The 23,283-nt window shown below is 39.8% G+C and carries 21 protein-coding genes and 1 pseudogene; 19 read left to right on the plus strand and 3 right to left on the minus strand.

The genetic code is table 11. The features are described 5' to 3' along the window. Positions 1-156 precede the first annotated feature (156 nt). Entirely contained in the window at positions 157-858 is a 702-nt protein-coding gene (locus ACDX78_RS11730) for a GntR family transcriptional regulator (RefSeq protein ID WP_486028083.1), read from the minus strand. A 787-nt stretch (positions 859-1,645) separates the two neighbouring features. On the opposite strand from ACDX78_RS11730, the gene ACDX78_RS11735 reads away from it, so the two are divergent. From ACDX78_RS11735 to ACDX78_RS11745, 3 genes are read left to right on the plus strand one after another with little or no spacing between them, the layout of a single operon-like run. Continuing rightward, entirely contained in the window at positions 1,646-2,845 is a 1,200-nt protein-coding gene (locus tag ACDX78_RS11735) for a metal-dependent hydrolase family protein (RefSeq protein ID WP_486028085.1), read from the plus strand. A gap of 18 nt (positions 2,846-2,863) precedes the next feature. Then, positions 2,864-3,880 carry a TAXI family TRAP transporter solute-binding subunit gene (locus tag ACDX78_RS11740; RefSeq protein WP_486028087.1) on the plus strand — a complete coding sequence of 339 codons (1,017 nt, stop codon included), beginning with the start codon at positions 2,864-2,866 and terminating at the stop codon, positions 3,878-3,880. A 46-nt stretch (positions 3,881-3,926) separates the two neighbouring features. Continuing rightward, the gene (locus tag ACDX78_RS11745; RefSeq protein ID WP_486028089.1) at positions 3,927-5,843 is read left to right on the plus strand and encodes a TRAP transporter permease; all 1,917 of its coding nucleotides are present in this window, start codon (positions 3,927-3,929) and stop codon (positions 5,841-5,843) included. Between the two features lie 573 nt (positions 5,844-6,416). Here the strand turns inward: ACDX78_RS11745 and ACDX78_RS11750 are convergent. Both ACDX78_RS11750 and ACDX78_RS11755 read right to left on the minus strand, forming a co-directional pair. Beyond that, the gene (locus ACDX78_RS11750; RefSeq protein WP_486028091.1) at positions 6,417-6,626 is read right to left on the minus strand and encodes a hypothetical protein; all 210 of its coding nucleotides are present in this window, start codon (positions 6,624-6,626) and stop codon (positions 6,417-6,419) included. Positions 6,627-7,148: 522 nt separating this feature from the next. Beyond that, positions 7,149-8,036 carry a LysR family transcriptional regulator gene (locus ACDX78_RS11755; protein ID WP_486028093.1) on the minus strand — a complete coding sequence of 296 codons (888 nt, stop codon included), beginning with the start codon at positions 8,034-8,036 and terminating at the stop codon, positions 7,149-7,151. Between the two features lie 112 nt (positions 8,037-8,148). Here ACDX78_RS11755 and ACDX78_RS11760 point away from each other — a divergent pair, with 112 nt between their 5' ends. The 16 genes and pseudogenes from ACDX78_RS11760 to ACDX78_RS11835 all read left to right on the plus strand — a co-directional run bounded on the left by ACDX78_RS11760 (position 8,149) and on the right by ACDX78_RS11835 (position 23,254). Beyond that, entirely contained in the window at positions 8,149-8,325 is a 177-nt protein-coding gene (locus ACDX78_RS11760) for an aminopeptidase P family N-terminal domain-containing protein (protein ID WP_486028094.1), read from the plus strand. A gap of 27 nt (positions 8,326-8,352) precedes the next feature. Beyond that, positions 8,353-9,330: a M24 family metallopeptidase gene (locus ACDX78_RS11765; RefSeq protein ID WP_486028096.1), complete on the plus strand. Its 978-nt coding sequence runs from the start codon at positions 8,353-8,355 to the stop codon at positions 9,328-9,330. Between the two features lie 29 nt (positions 9,331-9,359). Continuing rightward, the gene (locus ACDX78_RS11770; RefSeq protein ID WP_486028097.1) at positions 9,360-9,815 is read left to right on the plus strand and encodes a hypothetical protein; all 456 of its coding nucleotides are present in this window, start codon (positions 9,360-9,362) and stop codon (positions 9,813-9,815) included. Between the two features lies 1 nt (position 9,816). Beyond that, a complete protein-coding gene (locus ACDX78_RS11775; protein WP_486028098.1) occupies positions 9,817-10,755 on the plus strand; it encodes a Na+/H+ antiporter NhaC family protein in 939 nt (312 codons plus the stop codon). Between the two features lie 669 nt (positions 10,756-11,424). After that, positions 11,425-11,601, plus strand: coding sequence for a hypothetical protein (locus ACDX78_RS11780; protein WP_486028099.1), 177 nt, complete (start codon positions 11,425-11,427; stop codon positions 11,599-11,601). A gap of 210 nt (positions 11,602-11,811) precedes the next feature. Further along, positions 11,812-12,936 (plus strand): N-methyl-L-tryptophan oxidase, encoded by a 1,125-nt coding sequence (solA, locus tag ACDX78_RS11785; protein WP_486028101.1) that lies wholly within the window; start codon positions 11,812-11,814, stop codon positions 12,934-12,936. Positions 12,937-13,007: 71 nt separating this feature from the next. After that, on the plus strand, positions 13,008-13,667 hold the full coding sequence (gene dctP, locus ACDX78_RS11790) for a TRAP transporter substrate-binding protein DctP (RefSeq protein WP_486028103.1): 660 nt from the start codon (positions 13,008-13,010) through the stop codon (positions 13,665-13,667). Positions 13,668-13,741: 74 nt separating this feature from the next. Then, positions 13,742-14,035, plus strand: a pseudogene (locus ACDX78_RS11795) (hypothetical protein); the annotation flags it as partial. Between the two features lie 17 nt (positions 14,036-14,052). Continuing rightward, positions 14,053-14,553, plus strand: a complete 501-nt coding sequence (locus ACDX78_RS11800) for a TRAP transporter small permease (RefSeq protein WP_486028105.1) — start codon at positions 14,053-14,055, stop codon at positions 14,551-14,553. Between the two features lie 12 nt (positions 14,554-14,565). Next, on the plus strand, positions 14,566-15,882 hold the full coding sequence (locus ACDX78_RS11805; RefSeq protein WP_486028107.1) for a TRAP transporter large permease: 1,317 nt from the start codon (positions 14,566-14,568) through the stop codon (positions 15,880-15,882). Between the two features lie 26 nt (positions 15,883-15,908). Further along, complete coding sequence (gene solA, locus ACDX78_RS11810; protein WP_486028109.1) at positions 15,909-17,033, plus strand: N-methyl-L-tryptophan oxidase; 1,125 nt, start codon at positions 15,909-15,911, stop codon at positions 17,031-17,033. A 212-nt stretch (positions 17,034-17,245) separates the two neighbouring features. Continuing rightward, on the plus strand, positions 17,246-18,829 hold the full coding sequence (locus tag ACDX78_RS11815) for a PucR family transcriptional regulator (RefSeq protein ID WP_486028110.1): 1,584 nt from the start codon (positions 17,246-17,248) through the stop codon (positions 18,827-18,829). A 124-nt stretch (positions 18,830-18,953) separates the two neighbouring features. After that, positions 18,954-19,601 (plus strand): aspartate/glutamate racemase family protein, encoded by a 648-nt coding sequence (locus ACDX78_RS11820; RefSeq protein WP_486028112.1) that lies wholly within the window; start codon positions 18,954-18,956, stop codon positions 19,599-19,601. A gap of 21 nt (positions 19,602-19,622) precedes the next feature. After that, positions 19,623-20,564 carry a DUF1177 domain-containing protein gene (locus ACDX78_RS11825; protein WP_486028113.1) on the plus strand — a complete coding sequence of 314 codons (942 nt, stop codon included), beginning with the start codon at positions 19,623-19,625 and terminating at the stop codon, positions 20,562-20,564. A 36-nt stretch (positions 20,565-20,600) separates the two neighbouring features. Further along, the gene (locus ACDX78_RS11830; protein WP_486028115.1) at positions 20,601-21,698 is read left to right on the plus strand and encodes an S-methyl thiohydantoin desulfurase family protein; all 1,098 of its coding nucleotides are present in this window, start codon (positions 20,601-20,603) and stop codon (positions 21,696-21,698) included. After that, positions 21,695-23,254, plus strand: a complete 1,560-nt coding sequence (locus tag ACDX78_RS11835) for a hydantoinase/oxoprolinase N-terminal domain-containing protein (protein ID WP_486028117.1) — start codon at positions 21,695-21,697, stop codon at positions 23,252-23,254. Before ACDX78_RS11830 ends, ACDX78_RS11835 begins: the two co-directional genes overlap by 4 nt. The last annotated feature ends 29 nt before the right edge of the window (positions 23,255-23,283 follow it).

The following is a 23,283-nucleotide window of genomic DNA, read 5'->3' on the forward strand; positions in this document are numbered from 1 at the left end:
TCCCCCTAACTCGTATACTCATACGTATGAGTAATTTAAAGTATAAAGTGCCCCTTTCATATTGTCAATCTCGTTAGATTAAATTTATCTAAGTAAGTTAGAATGTTAGCCTATCATGCATGAAAGGGGGGGTTACTATAGAAATAGTATGTAAGACTAGATGTATTGAGAAAGTTTGAACTTGAAATTTTGACTATAAATAATTTCGATACGTTCTATTTCAATGTTACTCTCTGTCAGAACGATGCCGGAACTTCTTAATAAAGGTTGTTCTTCTGGCAATTCAAATCGATCACGTATGAGGGGCGTGCTTATTATAGGTTCAATGTTTAAATTTGCATAATGTGGATATATGTTATAGGTTTCCCGCATTAATTTATATAGAGATGTGGAGGAAAAATTATTATCTTCTATATTAGGGAATATTTTCAAAGGTAAATGTGAAGTATCAATGGTCATCCAAGTAGTTGTTTCCTCCGATTTTAATCCTCGTAAACGAACCAGCTTCAAAAAGTGATCGCCATCTTTTGCATAGGTTTCTTTTTCCAATACTTTGGTGATTGGCTTTTGATTTTGCCTGCGGGCTAAATCCGAAAACCCTTGAAAATTCCAAACTGTATCCTTTGTTTCACGAAGCCTAACATAGGTTCCCTTGCCATGAACCTGTTGAACAAGCCCTTCCTTATTGAGTTCAGCTAATGCTTTTCGGATCGTTGTTCTAGTGATTTGATATTTCTTCATGAGTTGCGTTTCAGACGGAAGCATGTCCATTTCCTTGAAAACACCACTAAGAATTTGCGACCTGAGTATACGTTTTAATTGAACATATAGTGGAATAATATCATTTTTATTTAGCATAATGGTCTCCTGTAGTTTACTTTTTCTTCAATTAACTGCTAAATGTATGTACTTTTTCCAGTGTGCAGCAGTTGTTAAAAATTACAGCTATGATTCCAGCTTCTTGCAGTATTTCTATTCACGTGTCTTAGACATAAGTAATCAAATATTCATCCGATACCGCAGCTGAAGAAAAATAAGACTTTAATAATTAAGTATAACATATTTCACTTGAATGCTGGACAGATTAATTCCATCTTTTTGGTAAACTTGATAATCTCTGTGTTGCTTTTGGTTCGTAAATAACCCAGCTGTTTTTTTTACGACTCCACACAAGCGATTCATTATGTCGGATATTCCTACTTATATCGCCGTTTTATTATTGAGGATGATGGGGAAGCAGGGTGTTTTAACGTGGAGGAGGATGGAGCAGGAGCATAATCAAGAGAATTCACTTCACCACGAAATGTTGATGAAGAAGTGGAAAAAATTTGGGACAGTAAGCTAGATATCCATCTAATTTGTTGTTTCACATTAAATGAAATACAAAAGGTGAATTTAGTAATTATCACCAATAATTAAGATGATAAAGTTTGTACCCTTATATTAGTAAGGATTATTAATAATTATTTAGCATTTTGCAATATTTAATATTGACATCATGAAGTTAATTTGCTAAGTTATAAAAAAGCTTAGAAAGAATTGAAACTAAAAATAATAATTATATTTTTTATGGTAGGTGAATTGATGGTTTATTCAACAATATGAAAGCGATTTAATAATATTATAGTGCAGGAGGTAAATAGAGATGATAAAAGCTTTTTATAATGCAAATATTATTATTGGTGAAAATAAAGATGTAATAAACAATGGTAAAGGCTACATTATATTTAACAATGATAATGGTAAAATAATCGAGGTTGGTGAAAACTTTGAAGAGAAAGCAAGTAATCTAGTATACGATGAGACTTTTAATTTAAAAGGAAATTGGGTTTTACCTGGTTTAATAAATGGTCATGTTCATATTATGCGAAATGGGAGTGCACACCCTGATGCGCTAATAAAAAATGAAAGTATGGAAATGATTACGCTTCATGCATTAAAAAATGCTAAGGAGCATTTAAATATAGGTGTAACATCGATTCGAGATTTGGGGTCTACGGGTTTCACAACATTAGCAGTGAGGGATGCTGTTAAAACTGGTTTATTTGAGGCGCCAAATATCTCCAGTTGCGGAACACCTCTCATCATGACTGGAGGTCATTTTAGAACTGGAAAAGAAGTTGATGGTGAAGTTGAGGTTCGAAAAGGAACACGTCAATTATTGAAAGATGGGGTAGATGTAGTGAAATTATTTGCTACAGGAGGGATATATTCTGAAGGTGAAGAACCTGGCTCCCCACAGTTAACTAAAGAAGAGATTCAGGTAGCAGTAGAAGAAGCACATAAAAAAAATATACCAGTTGCATGTCACGCACAAGGTTTGACTGGAATATATAATTGTTTACATGCCGGCGTAGATACTGTTGAGCATGCTATCTATGCAGATGAAAAGGCTTTAGAGTTATTTGTAACACAAGGTACTTTTTTAGTTCCTACTATGGTAGCAATGGTGCGTATAGCTGAAGGTAAAGAATTAGGAATACCGGAGTATGCCGTAGAGAAGGCAAAAATTGTCGTTGAGACCCACTTTAGTATGTTAGAAAAAGCTGTTGAATATGGAGTTAAAATTGCGACTGGAACTGACGCTGGTTCTCCATGCAATCCACCCGAAGACATCTTCAAGGAATTTGAAATAATGAAACAAGCTGGAATGTCAGAATTGGATGTTATAGAAGCATCTACTTCTGTAGCAGCAGATGCTATAAATTTAAAAAACCGTGGAGTTCTTAAAACTGGTGCTTACGCTGACATGTTAGTTGTTAAGTCAAATCCATTGGACGATGTTGAGAATTTAAAAGAACAAAACATGGTAATAAAAAATGGAGAAATTATTAAGAACAACTAAATTTAAAGGAGAATTTAAATGAAAACCTTAAAGTTCAGTATATTTTTTCTTGTTCTAGTTATTTTGCTAAGTGCATGTAATCAAGAATCGGGCGAGGAAGGAAGTAATGGCGGAGGTAATGAAACACTTACTTGGGGATCAGCATCTTTAGGTTCACAGGGCTATGTCATTATTGAAGCTTTAGCCTCTACTGCAAATAATTATGTCGATGATTTTAGAAATTCAACTATTTCAACTGCAGGCGGTGCAGAAAACATCGTATTACTTAACCAGGAAGAAATTCAAATGGGACAGGCTACTAGTGATGTATTATATGCAGCTACAAAAGGAATAGAACCTTTTCAGGAACAAACGGAATTCAGTCAGGTTTTTGCCTATGGTTATTGGTCTCTGCCGATATTAGTGCCAATGGATTCAGATATTCAATCTATTGAAGATCTTAAAGGAAAAAGATTAAATGTTGGTACAACAGGTGGCTCTTCATCTATTATTGCCAATGCGGTTTTAGGAGAAGAAGGGTACGATATTATCGATGAGATAAATTTAGAACACTTAAACTATCAGGAAGCAGCAGATGCTTTAAATGCTGGTCAAATTGATGCTTCTGTTTTATTCCATATGGCTGGTAATTTAGTTGCAGCTCCTTTCCAAGAATTAGCTCAGTCCATGGGTCTTAGACCATTAGAATTTGACAGAAACATTTTAGAAACAGTGACCGAAAATAATGAAGGATTAAGTATTGAAACAGCTTTAGAGGATACATTTGATTTTTATACAGAGGATGTGGAAGCACCTGGGATGACAGGTATGCTTGTAACAAGCCCGGACACTGATGAAGATATAGTTTATGAGTTAGTGAAAGTATTATATGAAAATGAGGAAGAAGTTCGCAATATAAGTCCTGAATTGAATATATTTGAACTAGATTATGCTGTTGAAGGTTTGGTGAAAGAGTATCCAGTTCACCCAGGTGCAGCAAAATACTTTCAAGAAGAAGGTATATGGGAAGATGACATGGTAATTAGTGATGACTAAAAATAAGGAGGAACCCTCCTCCTTATTTTAGAAAGGAGCATACTAGGTGAATAAGAATAGATTTAAATTAAACTTTGGGTTGATTATCACAATAATCGCTGTGATTGCTAGTTTATACCATATATTTTCCACCCAATGGCTGGTTGTTTCACTTGACGAACATAAAGTGCTTCATATCACTTTTGGTTTAGTTATTGTTTACTTGCTTTCTCTTCAGAAAGTAGAAGGAAAAGCAATTCTGTTCAAAAGGATATTAAGAACTGGATTATTAATAATTGCTATTGGCGCTTCAGCTTTTATCTTTATTAACTACGAATCTATATCAACTAATATTGGACTTCCTAGTACTTCGGATACTATTGTTGGGTTTATTTTAGTAGTAATGGTTCTAGAAGCAACACGTAGGGCGTGGGGATTTATTATACCCTCTATTGTACTAATTGCTATGTTATATGGATTCTTCGGTCAATATATGCCAGGCATACTTTATCATTCTGGCCTATCATTTGAACGTTTAATTGCTTATGCAAGTACAAATTTCCAAGGAATTTATGGATCATTTACCGGTATTGGGGCTAGAGAAGTCTTTATGTTTGTTTTATTAGGAACTACACTGCAGGCAGCGGGCGCTACCAACTTTTTTATGAGAATTGCCCAAGGTGTAGGGGGGCGTTTTCGGTCAGGTCCAGCACAGGCTGCTGTGATTTCTAGTGCTTTTATGGGTTCAGTTTCCGGTAATATTTCTACCAATGTTGCAACAACTGGATCCATTACTATTCCAATGATGAACAAGAAAGGTTTGAGTAGAGAATACGCGGGGGCAGTTGAAGCAGTAGCATCTACCGGTGGCCAAATAATGCCGCCTGTAATGGGGGCAGCAGCCTTTCTAATGGCTACAAACCTCGGCGTCTCCTATGCTGAAATTCTTATTGCAGCATTATTGCCAGCTTTAATTTATTACTTATATTTGGCTGTAAGTATACAGGTTAGAGCGGTTAAAGTAAACATTTCAATGAAAAGTGAAGAAAAGGTAAATACTTTGCAGGCTTTAAAAGAAGATGGATATTTAATGATATCTTTAATTGTTTTAGTATTAGCATTATATTTAAGGGTCCCAGTTACCCTGGCTGCACTTTATGCCATTTTATCACTGTTTATACTAGTATGTATTAAAAAGATTATCGTCCATAATAATTTAAAAGTATTTGCTCAAGATATGGGATCGTTCTTGGTAGAATCTTTAAAGTCGGGTGCAATAAATGGGACAAAATTGGGTTTAATGATGGCTAGTTTAGGTATAATGATTGAATTGTTTGTTGTCACTGGCTTTGCCCAAAGAATGTCATTCCAGATGATTGACATAGCTGGAGGCTACTTGCCTCTATTACTGATTTTAGTTGCCATCACGTGTTTAATATTCGGTTTGGGAATGCCTACTACCGGCGCTTATTTAACAGTCGCTTTATTAGCAGCGCCAGCGATGGTTAACTTTGGTATTCCGGCTATGGTTGCGCATTTTTATGTTTTTTATTTTGCATTAATGGCTGCTGTCACTCCACCTGTGGGTATCGGCGCTATTGTCGCAACAGGTATATCGGGTGGTAACTATTTAAAAACAGCATTGCATGCCACTAAGCTTGCACTTCCAGGTTTTCTATTACCAATCTTTTTTGTTTATAGGCCTGAACTATTATTTGTAGATGCAAATTTATTTGAGGCAATTTTTGCAGCTGTTGCAACTTTAGCTGGGTTAATAGCAATTAGTGCCTTAATTGAATGGCATTTTGTGGATAAAATAAGGATTTGGCAGGCATTGCTTCTGTTGATTGCCTCCTCATTATTATTATTTCCTGAAGTTATGACATCACTTATTGGCTTATTGGTGTTTGGTGCAGTGATATTTATTCAGTATAAACAAAAACAAAGTAATATAGGCTTAAGTTCAGTTAATCAGAGCAGTTAATAAGGTAGGTAAATTAAGGGCTCCCAAAAGGTATGATAACCAACTTTTGGTGGTGCCTTTTCTATCTACCTAATTAGAGGAATGGTTACATCTAATTTGAGAATCTCTGATTACCGGGTTCAATTTACTAGTGGAGAAGTTGTTGCTCGGGGGAAGGCCTTGCCTTTGGCCACAGTGGGCATCATGTCCCTATAGTAGAGTCACCAAGTCTTTTGGCTAAAAAAATTCCATCGATTCTACCCATCTTGATTCAAAAAAGATCAAATTAACTGTCTATTGCCTAACAAGCGTTTACTATTAAAGCTAGATATCCATCCATGTAATAACTCCCTTACCCCCAATAGCTGTTCTTTATTTATACTGAAAAAGTAAAACAAGACATGGGAAAGATTGGGGGCGACGAAGCCTCCTTCATGTACGTCTTGATGCAAAAATTTCTACATAGATTCAGTTAAAATGTTATTGTCCTTTGTGTACAAAAGCTCTACTATTCCTCTGCTACACGTGGTAGTGGATTTAGCGACAGAAGCATCTCTAATCCACTCATCTCAGGCAGCCGTTTAATGAAATTTTTCATCTCTTTCTTTGTACCGAAGCTGAAAGCTGGATCGGGGAAGAAGGATTCTTCATCCTGTGCCAATAAGCGTAATATAACCCCCCATCATTTTCTTCCGAGAGCATGGCAACACCCAACTCCTGGTTTTCTGGTGAAAAAACGGTTGTTTCCACTTTTATGTGATGAAGTGTACCCTCGGCAAAACGTACTTTCTTTTCCGAATTCATTGCATCTCCTTTCAAAATTCTTTTGATACAATAGCTTGACTCTAATTCTTGGAAGCTCTATAACCGGCATTATCGGCTTCCACGGTGGAATAAAACCACTGGACGACATTGGTTGGCGGTCAGAATAAGTGCTGCCAGTAACATGATAGATTCCACTTTCACTGCCTTTAATGTCGTAAGCCGCACCCTCGGTTTCATTGGCATCATAGCTTGTAGCATTGACTACCGTGCTGTTTTCTGAAGTGATTGAATTGACAGAGTTGCTTTCCGAAGTAGTGGTATTATCACTGCTGATTGAAGCGCTTGTACTGCTGGCGCTGAATGGATGTAAGTTTTTCTTTTGGTAGTGTCAAACTGATTCCAAGAGACTACGTCTATGCTGAAGAAGGGCATTGTCTTTTCAAAAGAACCACTTCTAAAAAAAGTGCATGATAAGTAGTCCCTCCTAATTTGAGAGAGCGACTATAAAAATGAGTCTGAATTACTAAGAAAAAGAAAGAGAACCTTCGTTTATCTTGCCAATTAAATCCTAAAATTAATCCTCTGTATCAACTCAATGAACAGTTTAACAACTGGTATAGCATAATCAGTATTCCAAGCAAGTGCTGTTACTTTTTTATGTTGCTGTTTAAGGTGGACATATCGTACGTTTTCATGGATGATCTTTTTGGTGGACGCTGGTACAAAAGCAATTCCCAGTTCGGATGCAACCAATGAAACTAAGGTTTGTTGCTCCTGTGCAGTTTGTGTAATATTAGGATAGAATCCTCCCTTATAACAAAGAGAAATCACGGAATTATAGTACCCTTTTCCCGATGATTCTGGTGTCATTATAATTTTTTCGTTAGCAAACTTTTTTATATCCACAGGCTCTTTTTGGTTAGCTAAAGGGTGTAGCTTTGGCAGGCATGCGACAAATGTTTCTTCCCGTACTGGGAAATAGGAAATCTTTTCATTTTCGATTGGGGGGACTAATAAGCCCACATCGATTGATCCATTTAATAAAGATTTAACTTGTTCATCTGTTGTTAATTGTCTAACGTTTAATGTTATATCAGGATATTGAGAGCGAATTTCTTTAATTATCTTAGGTAGCAAATCATACACAACAGATCCTCCAAATCCTATCGTTATAGATCCTGTTTCTCCATTATGTATTTTCTTCACTGCTTTTACATCTCTATCAATCATCGCCAAGGTCTTTTTTGCTGTTTCAAAGAAATGTTTTCCTGCTTCTGTTAATCTTACCTCTCTGTTGGTTCTAAACAATAACTGAACACCGAGTTCTTCCTCCAGTTGTTTAATTTGCTTGCTTAAGGGCGGTTGAGAGATATTTAATTTTTTAGCAGCCATACTGAAGTTAAGATGTGTAGCAACTGTAATAAAATAACGCAGCTGTCGTAGTTCCATATTACCTCCACTATTCCAAAAAGATATAAATTGTTATTAATTATATATTATACATATAATACATTAATTGTTAGTATTAATTCAATGAAAATTTAGCAAATGGAGTGATTATATGATTTTAGAGATAAGCAGTAAAGAGATAGAAAAAAGACAAAAACTATTTTTCGAGAAAATGCAGCAGAAAAATGCAGAGGTAGCTATTTTATTTAGTACCACAGATATATTTTACTTAACCGGATTTCAATTTAGACCTTCTGAAAGACCTATTGCTTTTTTTGTTGATGAATAATCCGAAACGCATTTGTTTGTTCCATTTATGGAAAAATCCCATGCTGAGGAGTATGCGGTTATTGATTATGTTCACCATTATCCCGAATACCCTGGATTAAAACATCCCATGGAATACTTGAAAGAAGTACTTATTACATATGGTTTTCAAACCAAAAAAATGGGAGTAGATGCCAAAGGCTATAGTTCAGCAAAGGGTTATGAGGGACCTGTAATTACTGATCTTGTGAATGTTAAGAAGATAGTTTCGTTAAAGGGTGAAGTTGAAAGAATACGTTATATTAAGTCGTCTGATGAATTAGAATTGATAAAGGAGTCTGCCAGATGGGGAAATTTAGCTCATAATCTACTTGTGAAATATACAAAAGAGGGAACGAGAGAGATGGAAGTAGAGAGTCGAGCAACTTCTGAGGCAACAAAGGCTATGTTTGAAACACTGGGCCATAATTATAGACCTTATGGTAATCCGGCACATGCGTTTTATCGAGGTCAAATAGGGCCACATTCTGCGTTTCCGCATTCTCAAAATCAGAATGCATTATTTAAACGCGGCTATAATGTTGTATCTCAAGCAGCAGCAGATGTTTGGGGCTATAAAAGTGAGTTAGAACGTACGATGTTTATTCAGGAGGTTAGTGAGAAGCAGGAGAAGTTTTTTACCCATATGTTTAATGCACAGGAGATTGCTTTTCAAACAATCAAACCAGGAATTCCTGCTTCAAAAGTAGAAGAAGAAGTGCAACACTACTATAAAGAAAATGGGCTTACCCAATATGTATTACATCACACCGGCCATAATATGGGTTTATTGAACCATGAAGCTCCTTTCTTTGATCTGGGTGATCATACAATCTTAGAACCGGGGATGGTATTTTCCGTGGAACCAGGGCTGTACGTAGAGGGGTTAGGTGCTTTCCGCCATTCTGATACGATTGTCATTACGGACGATGGAATAGAAAAGGTTACGTACTATCCGAGAGATCTGGATAACTTAATCATTGGTTAAGAAGAAATTTCAAAAGGGAGTGAGTAATTTTGAAGTTGGAAAAGGAAAAATTACAGTCAAGTAAGAAAAGACCTTTTCATATGCCGGATTCCTATATTATTCTATTCATTATGTTGATTTTAGCTACTATAGCAACATATATTATTCCGGCAGGTTCCTATGAACGAGGAGGAGAAGGCCTTGTTCCGACTGTAATTCCCGATAGCTATACAACAGTTGAAAGTAATCCTGTAGGACTGATGGATTTTTTTCTCGCTATTCAAAGTGGAATGATGGAAGCAGCCAATATTATTTTTCTCGTTTTAATTATTGGCGGTTCATTTGCAATCATTGAGTCCACAGGAGCGATAAATACTGGTATAATGCGCTTAATTGACAAAACAAGAGACAAGAAAGTAATACTTGTGATTTCTGTATCTAGGTGTCTTACACACTGCAGTAATTGCATTTATTCCCGTTGGGGTAGTGATTGCAAGAGCATTTAATTTGGATGCTATTGTGGGAGTAGCGCTCGTTTACTTAGGTGCTTATTCGGGTTATACGGTAGCTGGGTTAGATCCGATAACGACCGGATTTGGGCAGGAAATTGCTGGATTGCCGGTATTTAGTGCATTATGGTTTCGGTTTATCATTTATCTATTTATCCTTTTATCATCAATATTATATATTCTTTACTATATTAGAAAGATAGAAAATGACCCGAGCAAAAGTATCATGGGAAAGAATCGATTTAGTACGGATTTACAATCAGAATCTGAAGATCAAACCTTGCCATTTACCCGAACAATGAAATTTGTGTTATTGTATTTTGCTGCTTGTTTAACTATATACACAATTGGAGTTTTTCAAGATGGATGGGGTTTAAACGAAATGGCAGCGATTTTTATCATAATTGGAATTGGCACCGCTATTATTGCGAAAATAAATCCAAATGAGTTTGTAAGAAAGTTTGTTAAGGGTGCTCAAGGAATGGTTTATGCTGCTTTAATTGTTGGGCTGGCCAGATCAATTGTAGTTGTTTTAGAGAATGGAATGATTTTAGATAGTGTGGTTCAAAGCATTGCAACGATTATAGAACCCCTTCCTGCTACTATTGGTGCGATAGGAATATATGTGTTTAATCTGTTATTAAATTTGATCATCACATCAGGAAGTGGTCAGGCTGCGATTGTAATGCCAATAATGGCACCGCTTGCAGATATTATAGAAATCCCAAGACAAGTTGCAGTACTAGCCTACAATATGGGTGATGGATTTACAAACACAATTGCACCAACATCAGGTATTCTGATGGCTAGTATAGCTGTTGCAAGGGTTTCATGGGTCAAATGGTTAAAATTCATGCTACCTTTATTATTCATTTGGATGATTATTGGAGGTATAGCGCTTATAATTGCTCTCGCCATTAATTTGGGGCCTTTTTAATTATCCGTACCTGTCTCATTCTAGCTTTTAGGTTTAGATAAGGTAGGGAAAATGAATGAATAAAAAAAGGTTACTTTCCCTAAAGACATGTAAACTTTGATTAAATCCCACCTGCATTAGTAGGTGGGATTTAGCTGTTGTGTATACTTTAAATAAATAAGAGTGATCCGAAAGTGATTTTTTTCAGCTCACTCTCTACTTTTATGTGTCAAATATAACTAGCATTTGAATTTGTTGCCCCAATCGGTGTTTTGGATAATCATTTCCATTTTGATTTCTTTATCGTAGGATGGCGTTACTATGATGGAGATACAATTGTGAATCAATTTACAAGAAGAATCTTATGTAAGGTTCAAATCGGAGAACGATAGTCAACTGCATATTTTTTAACCGTACTCAGGTACATTCATCAAAATTCAGTAAAAGCAGGACTAGTGAGAAATGTATTTGAAAGCAGGTGGACAAGTGTCAACGAATATATTCATAGCGTACAAATGGTGGATATAGATAGGGGGGGATTTATTTTCACCTGATAGGAACAAAGCAATTGAATTATATATCGAATATATGAAACAACCGAATAATGATTAGAGCCTAGAGGATTTTGTCAAAATAAGAAGATCGGACGATGAAGTGAGAGTATTTTTATATCAATTAGGAATTCGGAATATGCGTACACTGCAGCAAATGGATAAAGAAACCAGGGATGCGGTACTTGCAAAATTGAAGTCACTGAATGGCGTATCACAAAGGCAATTATCACGAATAACAGGAATATCTAAGACGGTAATTCAGCGTGCAGGGGGTAGCATATTCGTCCATACAAGAAATGATAAGGGAGCATAGACCACAGAACCAGATTGGACCGGGGAATCTGTCCCTGTGGTTCATTTTAGGGGGATTATAGAGCTAATTCAAGTATAGTCAGTGAATAGCAATATATTACCTGTGAAAAAAAGTCATATTACGTTGAAATATGTCGTTTGTTTTGTTAGTATTAATCTCATATTTATTTTTCTAAAAATTAACCGTATTTATGACAGGAGGAAGAACAGCATGAAAGTAGCAGTTATTGGTCTGGGAACCATGGGGAGTATGGCTGTATGGCAATTGGCGAAGCGTGATATATCGGTAACCGGATTTGAACAATTTGGGATTGGACATGACCGCTCGGCAGTGGGTGGTGAATCCAGGCTGTTTAGAACTGCTTACCGGGAAGGAGCAGAATATGTTCCGTTACTGAGAAGCGCTAGTAATTTATGGAGAGATCTGGAGAAGGAATCCGGGAATAAATTACTCAGCATGACCGGCGGATTAACGATCGGAAAAAAGAATACAGAGAATGTAAATAATGTACTTACCTGTATTAATGATTTTGATATTGATCATGCGCAATATACTGTGGAAGAGGCCCGCAAGCTTTTTCCTCAACATAAGATTGAAGATGATGATGCTGTAATTTTAGATAAGGAGTCCGGATTTCTCAGGCCAGAGCTGGCAGTCGTCTCAGCTGTTAATGAAGCTGCAAAACTGGGCGCTGAGATTAGAAGAAATCAAAAGGTGGAAGCGGTAGAGGATACCGGAGAGAAGGTTATTATTACTGCAAATAGTCAGAAATATGAATTTGATCAGGTAATTGTGGCAAATGGCTCCTGGGTAAGTGAACTATTGCCGGCATACAATCAGGTTGTGAAGCCACGCAGAATTATCATGAGCTGGTTTATACCGGAGGATTTATCTAAATATCAGGTGGATAATTTTCCCATATTTGCCAGAACCACGAAAGAATATGATTATTTTGGGACACCTACATTGGATAATTCGATGGTAAAAATAGCATTAATCGGTTCAGAAGAAGAGATCGATGATCCTGACAGATTAGAGCACAACGTCTCCACCAGTGAAATAAAAAGGCAAAGCCACTTGGTGGAAAAGTATTTTCATGATATAAATCCTGACCCGGTTCGGTTAAGTGTCCATATGGATGCCTATACACCGGATGAACATGCGATTGTTGGCAAACTGGAAGATAGTCAGAATATCGTTGTGATGTCCGGTTATTCGGGTCATGGTTTTAAATTGGCTCCGGTAATGGGAGAAATTGCTTCCGATTTAATCGTGCATGGAAAAACAGCGCATTATATTGAACACTTTAATCCTTCACGGTTTAACCGGAAATAAAACCTGTATAACAGTTAACCGTTGCAGTCTTATTTACAAATCACTCAGAAAAAGAAATGGAGAGAGCAGCAATGAAAAAAATAGTTTATTCTTCTTTTATCATTTTTCTTTTAGTTTTGGCAGCATGTGGTGGTGGGGAGACAGAGGAATCAGGGACTTCGGAAGCGGCAGGCGAATCAATGACACTTCGGGTTGCCGGACAGAATAATGAGGATCATCCCAATACGATCGCTTTAGAGAAAATGGCGGAAACAATCAGTGCGGAAACAGATGGAAGAATCGAGATGGAAATCTTTCCTGCCAACCAATTGGGAGATTATACATTAATGTATGAAGAAATCAGTAAAGGTACCGTGGATATGGGGTTGATTTCCACACCTACGCATTTGGACAGCCGATTGGAAATGAATATTTTACCTTATTTGTTTTCGAATTATGAGGAAGTAAGAGAGCATTTTCAAATGGACACGTTCTTTGGAGAAACATTACAGGAAATTCATAATGAGCAAAACATCCAATTACTCGGGTTTTTTGCAGAGGGCTTTGGCGGAATAGGAACGACCACAGCAATTAATGAACCAACGAATCCGGAAGCTGATAAGGATGTCCTCTTGCGCGTACCGGGAATTGATATTACAACGAACAATGCACAAAATTTAGGATTTAACACGGTGTCTGTTCCATATGCTGATTTGTACCAGGCTTTGCAATCCGGCACTGCTGAAGGGTGAACCGGTGGCCATCCATTGGTGAACTATTTACAGTTTGGAGATATTATTAACCATATTATCAATACAATGATTTTTTTGAAGCCACTCATTTATTGGTGAATAAAGATCTTTTTGAGGGCATGGATGAAACGGATCAGCAAATCATTCAGGAAGCAAGTGATGCATTGACTAATGATAGTTTCGATGTAGCGGAGCAAGATGAAGAGGAATACCGGAATAAAATGGAGGAAGAAGGAATTGAAGTAGTTGAATTTTCGGATGAAGAGATTCAGCAGATGGCGGAATATGCACGGGAACATACTTGGCCTACAGCTGAGGATTCTATTGGTGAAGATTTATTAAATGACCTTCTAGAACATATCCAATAGTATAGGAGGAACAAAATTTGAGTGCAATTGTTAAAAAAACGATGAGATATTTAATCAGTTTGCAGAAAGGGATCATGATTTTATCTGCCATTTTGATTTTAACAGGGTTAGTCAGTACTGTTATTCTACGCTACGTATTCTCCACTGATTTATACGGGTTGGAAGAATTAATTATCATCCCTGCATTTTGGATGTATTTCATAGGTGCCTCCTATGGCACCTATGAAAATAAACATATATCAGCCGATATCACAAAGGTTTATATAAAGAGTGAGAAAGTAAAAGGGTATATTAAATTATTTGGTACGTTGATCAGTTTAATCATTGCGCTGGTCTTTACCTATTGGTCGGGATTGTTTATTGGATGGACAGTGGATAGTGGAGCAACATCCACTGCATGGAACTACCCATTATATATACCGCAAAGCGCTATTTTATTCGGCTTTCTATTAATCACATTATATACTTTTTTGGATCTGATTAAGGAATTCAACTACGTAAAAAAACTGAACAAGTAAGGGGAATATATAATGGGTGTATTTCTATTAATTGCACTTGCGATATTAATTGGATTATTAATCATTGGGGTCCCTGTCGTATTTGCCTTTTTGGGGGCCACACTGTTTTTGGTGATAGCTTTGGGCTATGATCCAAGTTTTTTGCTGCCCTACGGCTATAGCCAATTAAGTTCCTCTGTCCTGCTGGCGATCCCGTTATTCATTATTGCTGGGAAGCTGATGGAATATGGGGGAATTGGTAAAGTAATTATTGAATGGACAGAATTATTGGTTGGGAAAATTAAGGGTGGATTAGGAATTGTATCCGTGGTTGCCTGTGCTATATTCGGTTCTGTTTCCGGAAGTGCAATGGCAGCATTATCCACTGTTGGTTCTATTATGTTTGGCAGATTGGACGAAAGAGGCTATCCAAGAGGCTTTGCTGCCACACTTGTTTCCAATGCTTCTGTACTTGGTCTTCTCATTCCACCTAGCGGCATTATGATTCTTTACGCCTGGTTAAGTAATCAGTCTGTACTGGCGAGTTTTTTGTCTACAGTTGTACCGGGAATCATATTAATGACATTGATGAGTATTTTTAATGTCATTTATTTAAGAAAGGCAGATTTAAAGCCGGCTTTAACAGATCATTCCTATGCTGAATTAAAAGTCAACGAAAGAATGAAGAAGTTTGGCATCAAGACGATGGTTGCATTGCCGGGAATCGTAATGCCCATCATTATACTGGGAGGTATATACGGCGGAATTATGACAACGACAGAAGCTGCTGCCGTTGCAGCACTGTATGCAATTCCGGTTGGCTTATGGATCTATAAAGGGTTGAAAATCAGAGATTTTAAGAAAGTATTTATTGATGCGGCAACGACAACCGGGATTGTAATGGTCATGGTTTTTTCCATTATGATATTAAGCCGGATCTATGTGATGGAGGATATTCCCGGCTTGATCACGAATCTGTTGTTTTCGATAACGGAAAATACTATTATTCTATTACTCATGTTAAACGTATTTATGATAATGATTGGAATGCTCATGGATGATGTGAGTGGTGTGCTATTAACTACACCAATCCTGCTTCCGGTGGTCACGACTTTAGGGGTGGATCCGGTCCACTTTGCAGCTATTTTGGCGGTGAATCTTGGTATGGGAAATGTTACTCCTCCAACCGCGCCGTTATTATATTTTGGCGGGCAATTAGCGAATGCTCCCATTAATGAGATGCTAAAACCAACATTATTAATTATTTTGTTTGCCTGGTTGCCAACCTTATTAATTGTTACGTTTATTCCTGAAATATCCTTATTTTTACCTGAGCTTTTACTGGATTAATGAAATGAAAGGGAGGCTGAAACGTTGTGGATTATGATGTTATTATCATTGGAGCAGGGACTGCGGGTATGTCTGCCGGCTATTACTTATCCGAAAGAGGACAAAAGGTGGCGCTGATTGACGCTTATGATCCCCCGCACAGTGAAGGCGCACACCATGGGGATACGCGGATTATCCGCCATGCTTATGGGGAAGGAGCAAACTATGTTTCCATGGCATTGCGGGCAAGTGAATTATGGGCTGATTTAGAAGAAAAGGCTAATAGAAAAATTTTTTATAATACCGGTGTGTTAAATATAGGAACGAGAGATTCTGACTTCTTAAATAATGTGATCCATACTGCTGAGGAATTTTCCTTGCCGGTAAAGATATTTTCAGCAAGTGAAGTGAATGCAAAATGGAGAGGGTTTCAATTGGATGATCACTTATTGGGCTGTTTTGAAAGTGGTTCAGGCGTTTTGTTGAGTGAGGAGGCAATTAGGGCATATCGGGAACTTGCCCTTCATCATGGAGCGACATTGTACTGGAATACAATGGCAGAGAAAATAGAAGTGACGGAAGCAAACGTGAAGGTAAGTTTTAATGGAGAGCATATTACCGGTAAAAACCTGTTGATTACGACAGGGAAGGGAACAAATAAGGTGCTGTCCTTATTGGATGTGGAACTTCCTTTAACACCAACAAGAAAAACTTTTTCCTGGTTTGATTCAAGTGAAGATCTCTATCATCCCGGTGTTTTTCCTGCTTGGAGTTATGATGACGGTAAGCAAACATTATACGGGTTTCCAAGTATAGAGCAAGCCGGATTGAAAATTGGCCGCCATGATGGTGGTATACCGGTAAACCCGGAAAATGAGCTCGAAGGATTTGGTACACACCCGGAAGATAAAAATGATGTGATGAATTTTGTAAATAAGCATTTTTCCGAGCCGGGAAATCATAAATCAGGGAAGGTCTGCACATATACTAATTCCCCTGATGGCGACTTTATTATCGATCGTTTACCGAGATACAGCAATATTGTAGTTGCATCTGGCTTTTCTGGACACGGCTTTAAATTTGGCAGTGTATTCGGTGAGATCCTCAGTCAAATGATCGTGGATGGTTCACCAGAATTGGATATATCCTCTTTTTCTTTGGCGAGGTTTTAGGGAGGGGCTGTGCCTGGGACTGCGCTAATTGCTCGTCCTAGCGTAAAGCGTTGTCACTCCCCGAATTTTGTCAAACTGTGTCGATTTGAAATTGAAGTCGTAATATTCAGAATCGAATGGGTAGACCCCCGTGCATACATTCTGCTGTTTTGGGGTGTATAATAGATGGTAGGACTATTATACCTTGAACTGGAAAAAGGATGATATTTTATATGAATATACAAGATACGCTGGCGACAGGGGAGCTGGTGAAAGGGCAGGTTGCTGCCGGGAAGGGTGGGCTGGCACGGGAGGTTACTTCCATTGAAGTCATGGAAGTACCGGAAGTCATGAGCTGGGCATCTCCCGGTGTTTTAGTAGTGACGACATTTTATTCCATTAAAGAAGACCGCGACAGGCAAATTGATATTGTGCGTGGGCTAATTGATCTAGAGGCTGCAGGGATTGTGATTAAACTTGGAAGGTTTGTGGAAGTGATTCCGCAGGCGATGAAACAGCTAGCCGATACATATGATTTTCCGATTATTACGATTCCGAAAGATGTTTCCTATATTGAGATCTTGACCCCACTGAATGAAAAGCTGTATAAGGAAAGGCAATGGAAAAAGTCGCAGTCGTTTGCGCCATTACAGGAGATGGAACAGGCTGATTTCTCCTCCCTGCACGATGCATTGGAAAAATTAACGGCAATTGTGCAATCCCCGATTTATCTGGAGGACAGTAATGGGAAATTGCTTTACACGACAAAGCATTTTCTCGGGGATGAGTGGCGGAAGGATTCCCATTTATTTTCCCTGCCGACTCACCCATCCTACGCTGATGTATTGAAGGAATGGCGGGAAAAGTCGGGGGCGGAACCTTATTTCTTTTTTCAACTTCCCGGTTCAAGGAAGAGAATTATATTGCCGCTTTTTTGGGATGGGGAGTTATTTGCATTCCTTCATATTATATTTGTCGTACCTTCCATGTTTCAGCATATGTGTGCCGGGCATATGAGAAAAATCAGCAGCAAATTAAGTCATTTGTTTATGATGGATCAGGTCCAGCGGCAGAAAGTGTATATTGATCATATGGAGCAAATGCAAAAGGTTAGAATGGATTGGGAACATTTCCAGGAACATGAGGTGATCGGCATGATGCACTTCCATGATCATTGGTTGGAGCAGACGGAAGATGCTACCGGGGTCATCGATTATGGAAGTATCATGCAGCAGCATATCAATCAATTGATTGAGCGGCTCCAGGTTGGCCATTTCATTTCATTTGTACGGCGTCAAAATTTTTTTGCGATGATATTCGGGGAAGAAGTGGATCTTACAAAAATCGTAACAAGCCTGCCGGAGTCCGTGAACACATTTAATGAAAAGGAAGGCATGGACCTGCATGTGTCTGTCAGTTTTCCTCTGAACAGGCATATTGACTTTGACAGCCAGCTTCATCATGTGATGAAAACGATGGAAATGGGGCTGAAGTTCAAGCCGGAAAAAAATGTGTATACGTTTGACCAGTTGGGAATGTATGAGATTTTGCTTACACTGACATCCAATGAGTTTGTCACCATGTATGCGGAAAATGTGTTGCACCCATTAAAGGGAGAGGATGCCCTGATGGAAACATTGAAAGTGTATTTGGACGAAAACGGCAATATTTCGCGCGTGTCGGAACTGTTATTTATCCACCGGCGCACATTGAATTACCGCATTGAAAAAATAGAAGAAAGCCTGAATATGGACTTGAAAAACGCAGAACACCGGTTTATTCTGAAGTTCTGTACGACGATGAGAGATTTGTTATAGTCTTTTGTTGAACAGTAATATATCAGTTGTGAAAGATGTGAAATAAATCCCTGTATTTATTTCGCATTTTTTTTATTTCATTAAATGACACAATCTTTATAATGGTAAAAAAGGAGTAGTATCAATGTTAGGAATAATTCGGGTATTATCTACAGAAAATTTACACATATTAAGGGAACATGGAAGAAAGATGGAAAATGATTTTCAGATCCAAACCGTGTCACGCTGTATAGAAGATCAACCGTACGGTATATATGACAGTGCTTCTGAAAAAATCGCAACACCGAAAATTGTGAAGCTGGCACGAAAAATGGCGGATGAGGATGCAGTGGATGCAATTACGATCAGCTGTGCTGCAGATCCGGCGTTGGAGGAAGTGCGGCGGGCGGTGTACATTCCGGTGTTTGGTGCGGGTGTTTGCGGTGCGTACGCTGCAAGTATGGTCGGCAGCCATGTTGCCGTGATTGGGATTGCGGAAGAAGTACCGCCGGCAATGAAGGAGGCACTCGGGAACAAATTTCATTCCTATTCATTTTCCGAACATGTCCGAAAAACGACGGATTTATCCAAACTGGGTGCCAAAGTGGCATTGTGCTTGAAAGCAGAAGAAGCGGTGAAACAGGGGGCTGATGTTATTTTATTTGCCTGTACCGGATTTTCCACGATTCATCTGAAGGAATACTTACGAGACAAGCTGTCAGTTCCCGCTGTTGATTTAGTAGAGGCGCAAGCTGTTGGTTACAGTTTGCTCCGTGGAAATAAAGCGTTTTAAAGGAAAGGGAGACATGACATTATGACATTAAAACAAACGTTAACAGCTTTTGATATGCTGGATGACTCACTCGTGACAGGAGAAAGTGTTGCAGCTGCATTTCATTCTTACTCGCATGTCACGGTTACAACAAAAACCGTAAAAGGAGAGAGTGGGAGTACTGATTTCATAAAGATTGTGATTACAGGAACCGATGGGAAAAAGGCTGGCGGAAATGCCCCCACGCTAGGGATCATCGGCAGGCTGGGCGGCATTGGCGCCAGACCGGGAAGCGTCGGCATGGTATCGGATGCCGATGGGGCGGTAGCTGCCATTACGGCTGCACTGAAACTGGCGGATATGAGTGAAAAAGGAGATTCGTTACCAGGGGATGTAATTATCACTACCCACATTTGCCCGGATGCACCGACACTGCCGCATGAACCGGTGGACTTCATGGATTCCCCGGTGGACATGCCGACGATGAATCAGTACGAAATCGCCCCCGACATGGACGCCATTATTTCCGTCGATACGACAAAAGGGAACCGGGTCATCAACCATAAAGGCATTGCGCTGTCCCCAACGGTAAAAAGCGGTTATATTTTGCGGGTGAATGAGGACTTGCTGCGGATCATGGAAATGACAACCGGCAAGTTTCCGGTAACCTACCCAATTACGATGCAGGATATCACGCCGTATGGAAATGGCGTCTATCATATCAACAGCATTTTGCAGCCGAGTGTTTCGACGGATGTTCCAGTGGTTGGATTAGCGGTTACAGCGGAATCAATTGTTCCGGGGTGCGGCACAGGTGCCAGCCATGAAGTGGATATTGCTTCAGCTGCCAGATTTACCATTGAAGCGGCGAAGGAATTTACGGCAGCGAAATTTTCTTTTTATGATGAGGAAGAGTTCGAGCGATTAACGGAATTATATGGATCGATGAAAATATTGCAAACCGATGGGAAAACAACCCGGTAAGCATTGATAGTGATTTTTTCAGAAAGGAGAATGACGATGCGTTATTTGGATGAAGAAGCAATTAAAGATATTGCCCTTGGAGCTGCCGTGCTTGGTACAGGCGGCGGTGGCGATCCGTATATCGGTGAGCTGATGGCCATCCAGGCGGTGAAACAGCACGGGCCTGTGAAAATGATTGAATTGGAAGAAGTGTCGGACGATGCGCTCGTTGTTCCCATCGGGATGATGGGGGCGCCGACAGTTTTATTTGAAAAAGCACCAGGAAAAGAGGAAGCAAAGAAAGCTTTTGAATTAATGGAAACGTATCTCGGCAAAGAAATATATGCCACCATGCCGATTGAAATCGGCGGGGTGAACTCTCTGCTTCCGGTTGCGATTGCCGCAAGACTGGGACTGCCGATCGTAAACGCGGATGGCATGGGCCGGGCGTTCCCCGAGCTGCAACAGGTTACTTTTTACTTGGACGGAATTACGAACAGCCCGCTCGTGATGGCGGATGAAAGAGGAAATACTTCTATTTTACAAACCATTAATAACTTATGGTCGGAAAGGATTGCCCGGAGTATTACCGTAGAAATGGGCGGTTCCGCTACGGTAGCCCAATATTCCGTTTCCGGGAAACAGGTGAAGGACAGCGGCATTGCCCGAAGTTTAACGTTTGCGGAAGGCATCGGAAAAATTATTCGTCACCGTAAAAAATATAAACTTCATCCGATAGAGGAAGTGCTTGAATTTACAGGCGGCCATGCCCTGTTTCGGGGGAAAGTGGTGGATATTGACCGGAAAACAACGACCGGATTCGCCAGAGGCGTGGCAACGATCGAAGGGATCGAGGACGATAAAGGTAAGAATGTAAACCTGCATTTCCAAAATGAATTTTTACTTGCCGAATCTGATGGCCAGCCTGTCTGTATTACACCTGACTTAATTTGTCTGTTGGATCATGAATCCGGAAGGCCGATTACAACAGAAGGTCTGCGCTACGGTTTGCGTTGTGTTGTGATCGGTATTGCCTGTGACGACAAATGGCGCACCGAAAAAGGAATTGAAACAGTAGGTCCCGGTTACTTTGGGTATGATATGGACTATACGCCGATTGAAAAACTGCTGGAACAGGGAGGTGAGGCGCGATGAGCAACTATCGCATCGGTGTCGATGTAGGCGGCACAAATACAGATGCTGTTCTGCTGGATGAACAGATGAATGTCATTGCCGAAACAAAAAGGAAAACAGAAGCGGATGTCAGTCAGTCGATTGCCCTCAGTTTGAGTGAAGTTGTCAACCAGGTAAATATTCCCAGGGATCAGATTACCCATGCCATGCTGGGAACGACACATTGTACGAATGCCATCGTGGAACGGAAAAACTTAAACAAAGTCGGCATTATCCGGATTGGAGCCCCGGCAAGTTTAGCGGTGGAGCCGTTAATCGGCTTTCCAGAGGATTTGCAGCAATTAATGGGGGATCAGGTTTTCGTCGTACAGGGCGGCCATGAGTTTGACGGAAGGGAAATTGTCCCCCTTGATGAAGACAGTATTGTTGAAGCGGCGGAAAAAATGAAAGAACATGTTGATTCGGTGGCAATTACGTCCATCTTTTCCCCGGTAACCCAAGCCCATGAAAAACGCGCAGTGGAAATTGTACAGGACGTTCTCGGAGCAGCCATTCCCGTTTCCCTGTCCTCCGAAATAGGCAGTGTCGGGTTAATCGAGCGGGAAAATGCAACGATCCTCAACGCTGCAGTTGTCAACGTCGCAAAATCCATGGCGGAAGGGTTTATCGCCGCGGTAAAAGCAGAAGGGATTTCCTGTGAAGTCTACTTCGGCCAAAATGATGGCACATTAATGTCTTTGGATTATGCCATGAAATATCCGATTTACACGATTGCCTGCGGACCGACGAACAGCCTGAGGGGTGCTTCCTATCTCGCAAATATCGAAAATGGCATCGTCCTTGATGTAGGAGGAACCACGGCAGACCTCGGGGTACTTGTTGACACTTTTCCACGCGAGTCTGCACTTGCTGTCGAAATCGGTGAAGTCCGAACCAATTTCCGTATGCCGGATTTGGTTTCCATCGGTTTGGGCGGCGGTACGATCATCCGCGTACAGGAAGACGGCACTTTTGAAATCGGACCGGACAGTGTCGGTTACCGGCTCACCGAAAAAGCGCTCGTGTTCGGCGGCGACACGTTAACGACGACGGACATTGCAGTCGCATTGGGAAAAGCAGACATTGGCGAAAAAAAACATGTGGAACATCTGGATAAAAAATTAGTGGAAAAAATTTATGCAGAAATGGTGGATATGGCGGAAAAAGCAATCGATCAGATGAAGACAAGCCAGGAGCCGGAGCCAGTTATTTTAGTCGGTGGCGGAAGCATCTTATTTCCCAATGAATTAGCAGGTGCTTCCACTGTCATCAAGCCGGAAAACTTTGGCGTAGCTAATGCGATTGGTTCGGCAATCAGCCAGGTTAGCGGGCAGGTCGAGCGCATTTATTCATTGGATCAAACTGGCCGTGCAGAAGCATTGAAAGAAGCGAAACAACTGGCGCTCGATGAAGCGATCGCTGCAGGTGCGGACCCGGCAACGTGCAACATTGTTGATGTTGAGGACGTCCCTTTAGCCTATCTTCCAGGAAATGCTACGAGAATCAGAGTGAAAGCAGCAGGAGATCTAAAGAAGTAATACCCAAGTAATGTATGTATAAATAGAAG

Origin of the sequence: Virgibacillus oceani, from assembly GCF_041521345.1 — a bacterium.
In the GTDB taxonomy this organism is placed as follows: domain Bacteria; phylum Bacillota; class Bacilli; order Bacillales; family Amphibacillaceae; genus Virgibacillus_N; species Virgibacillus_N oceani_A.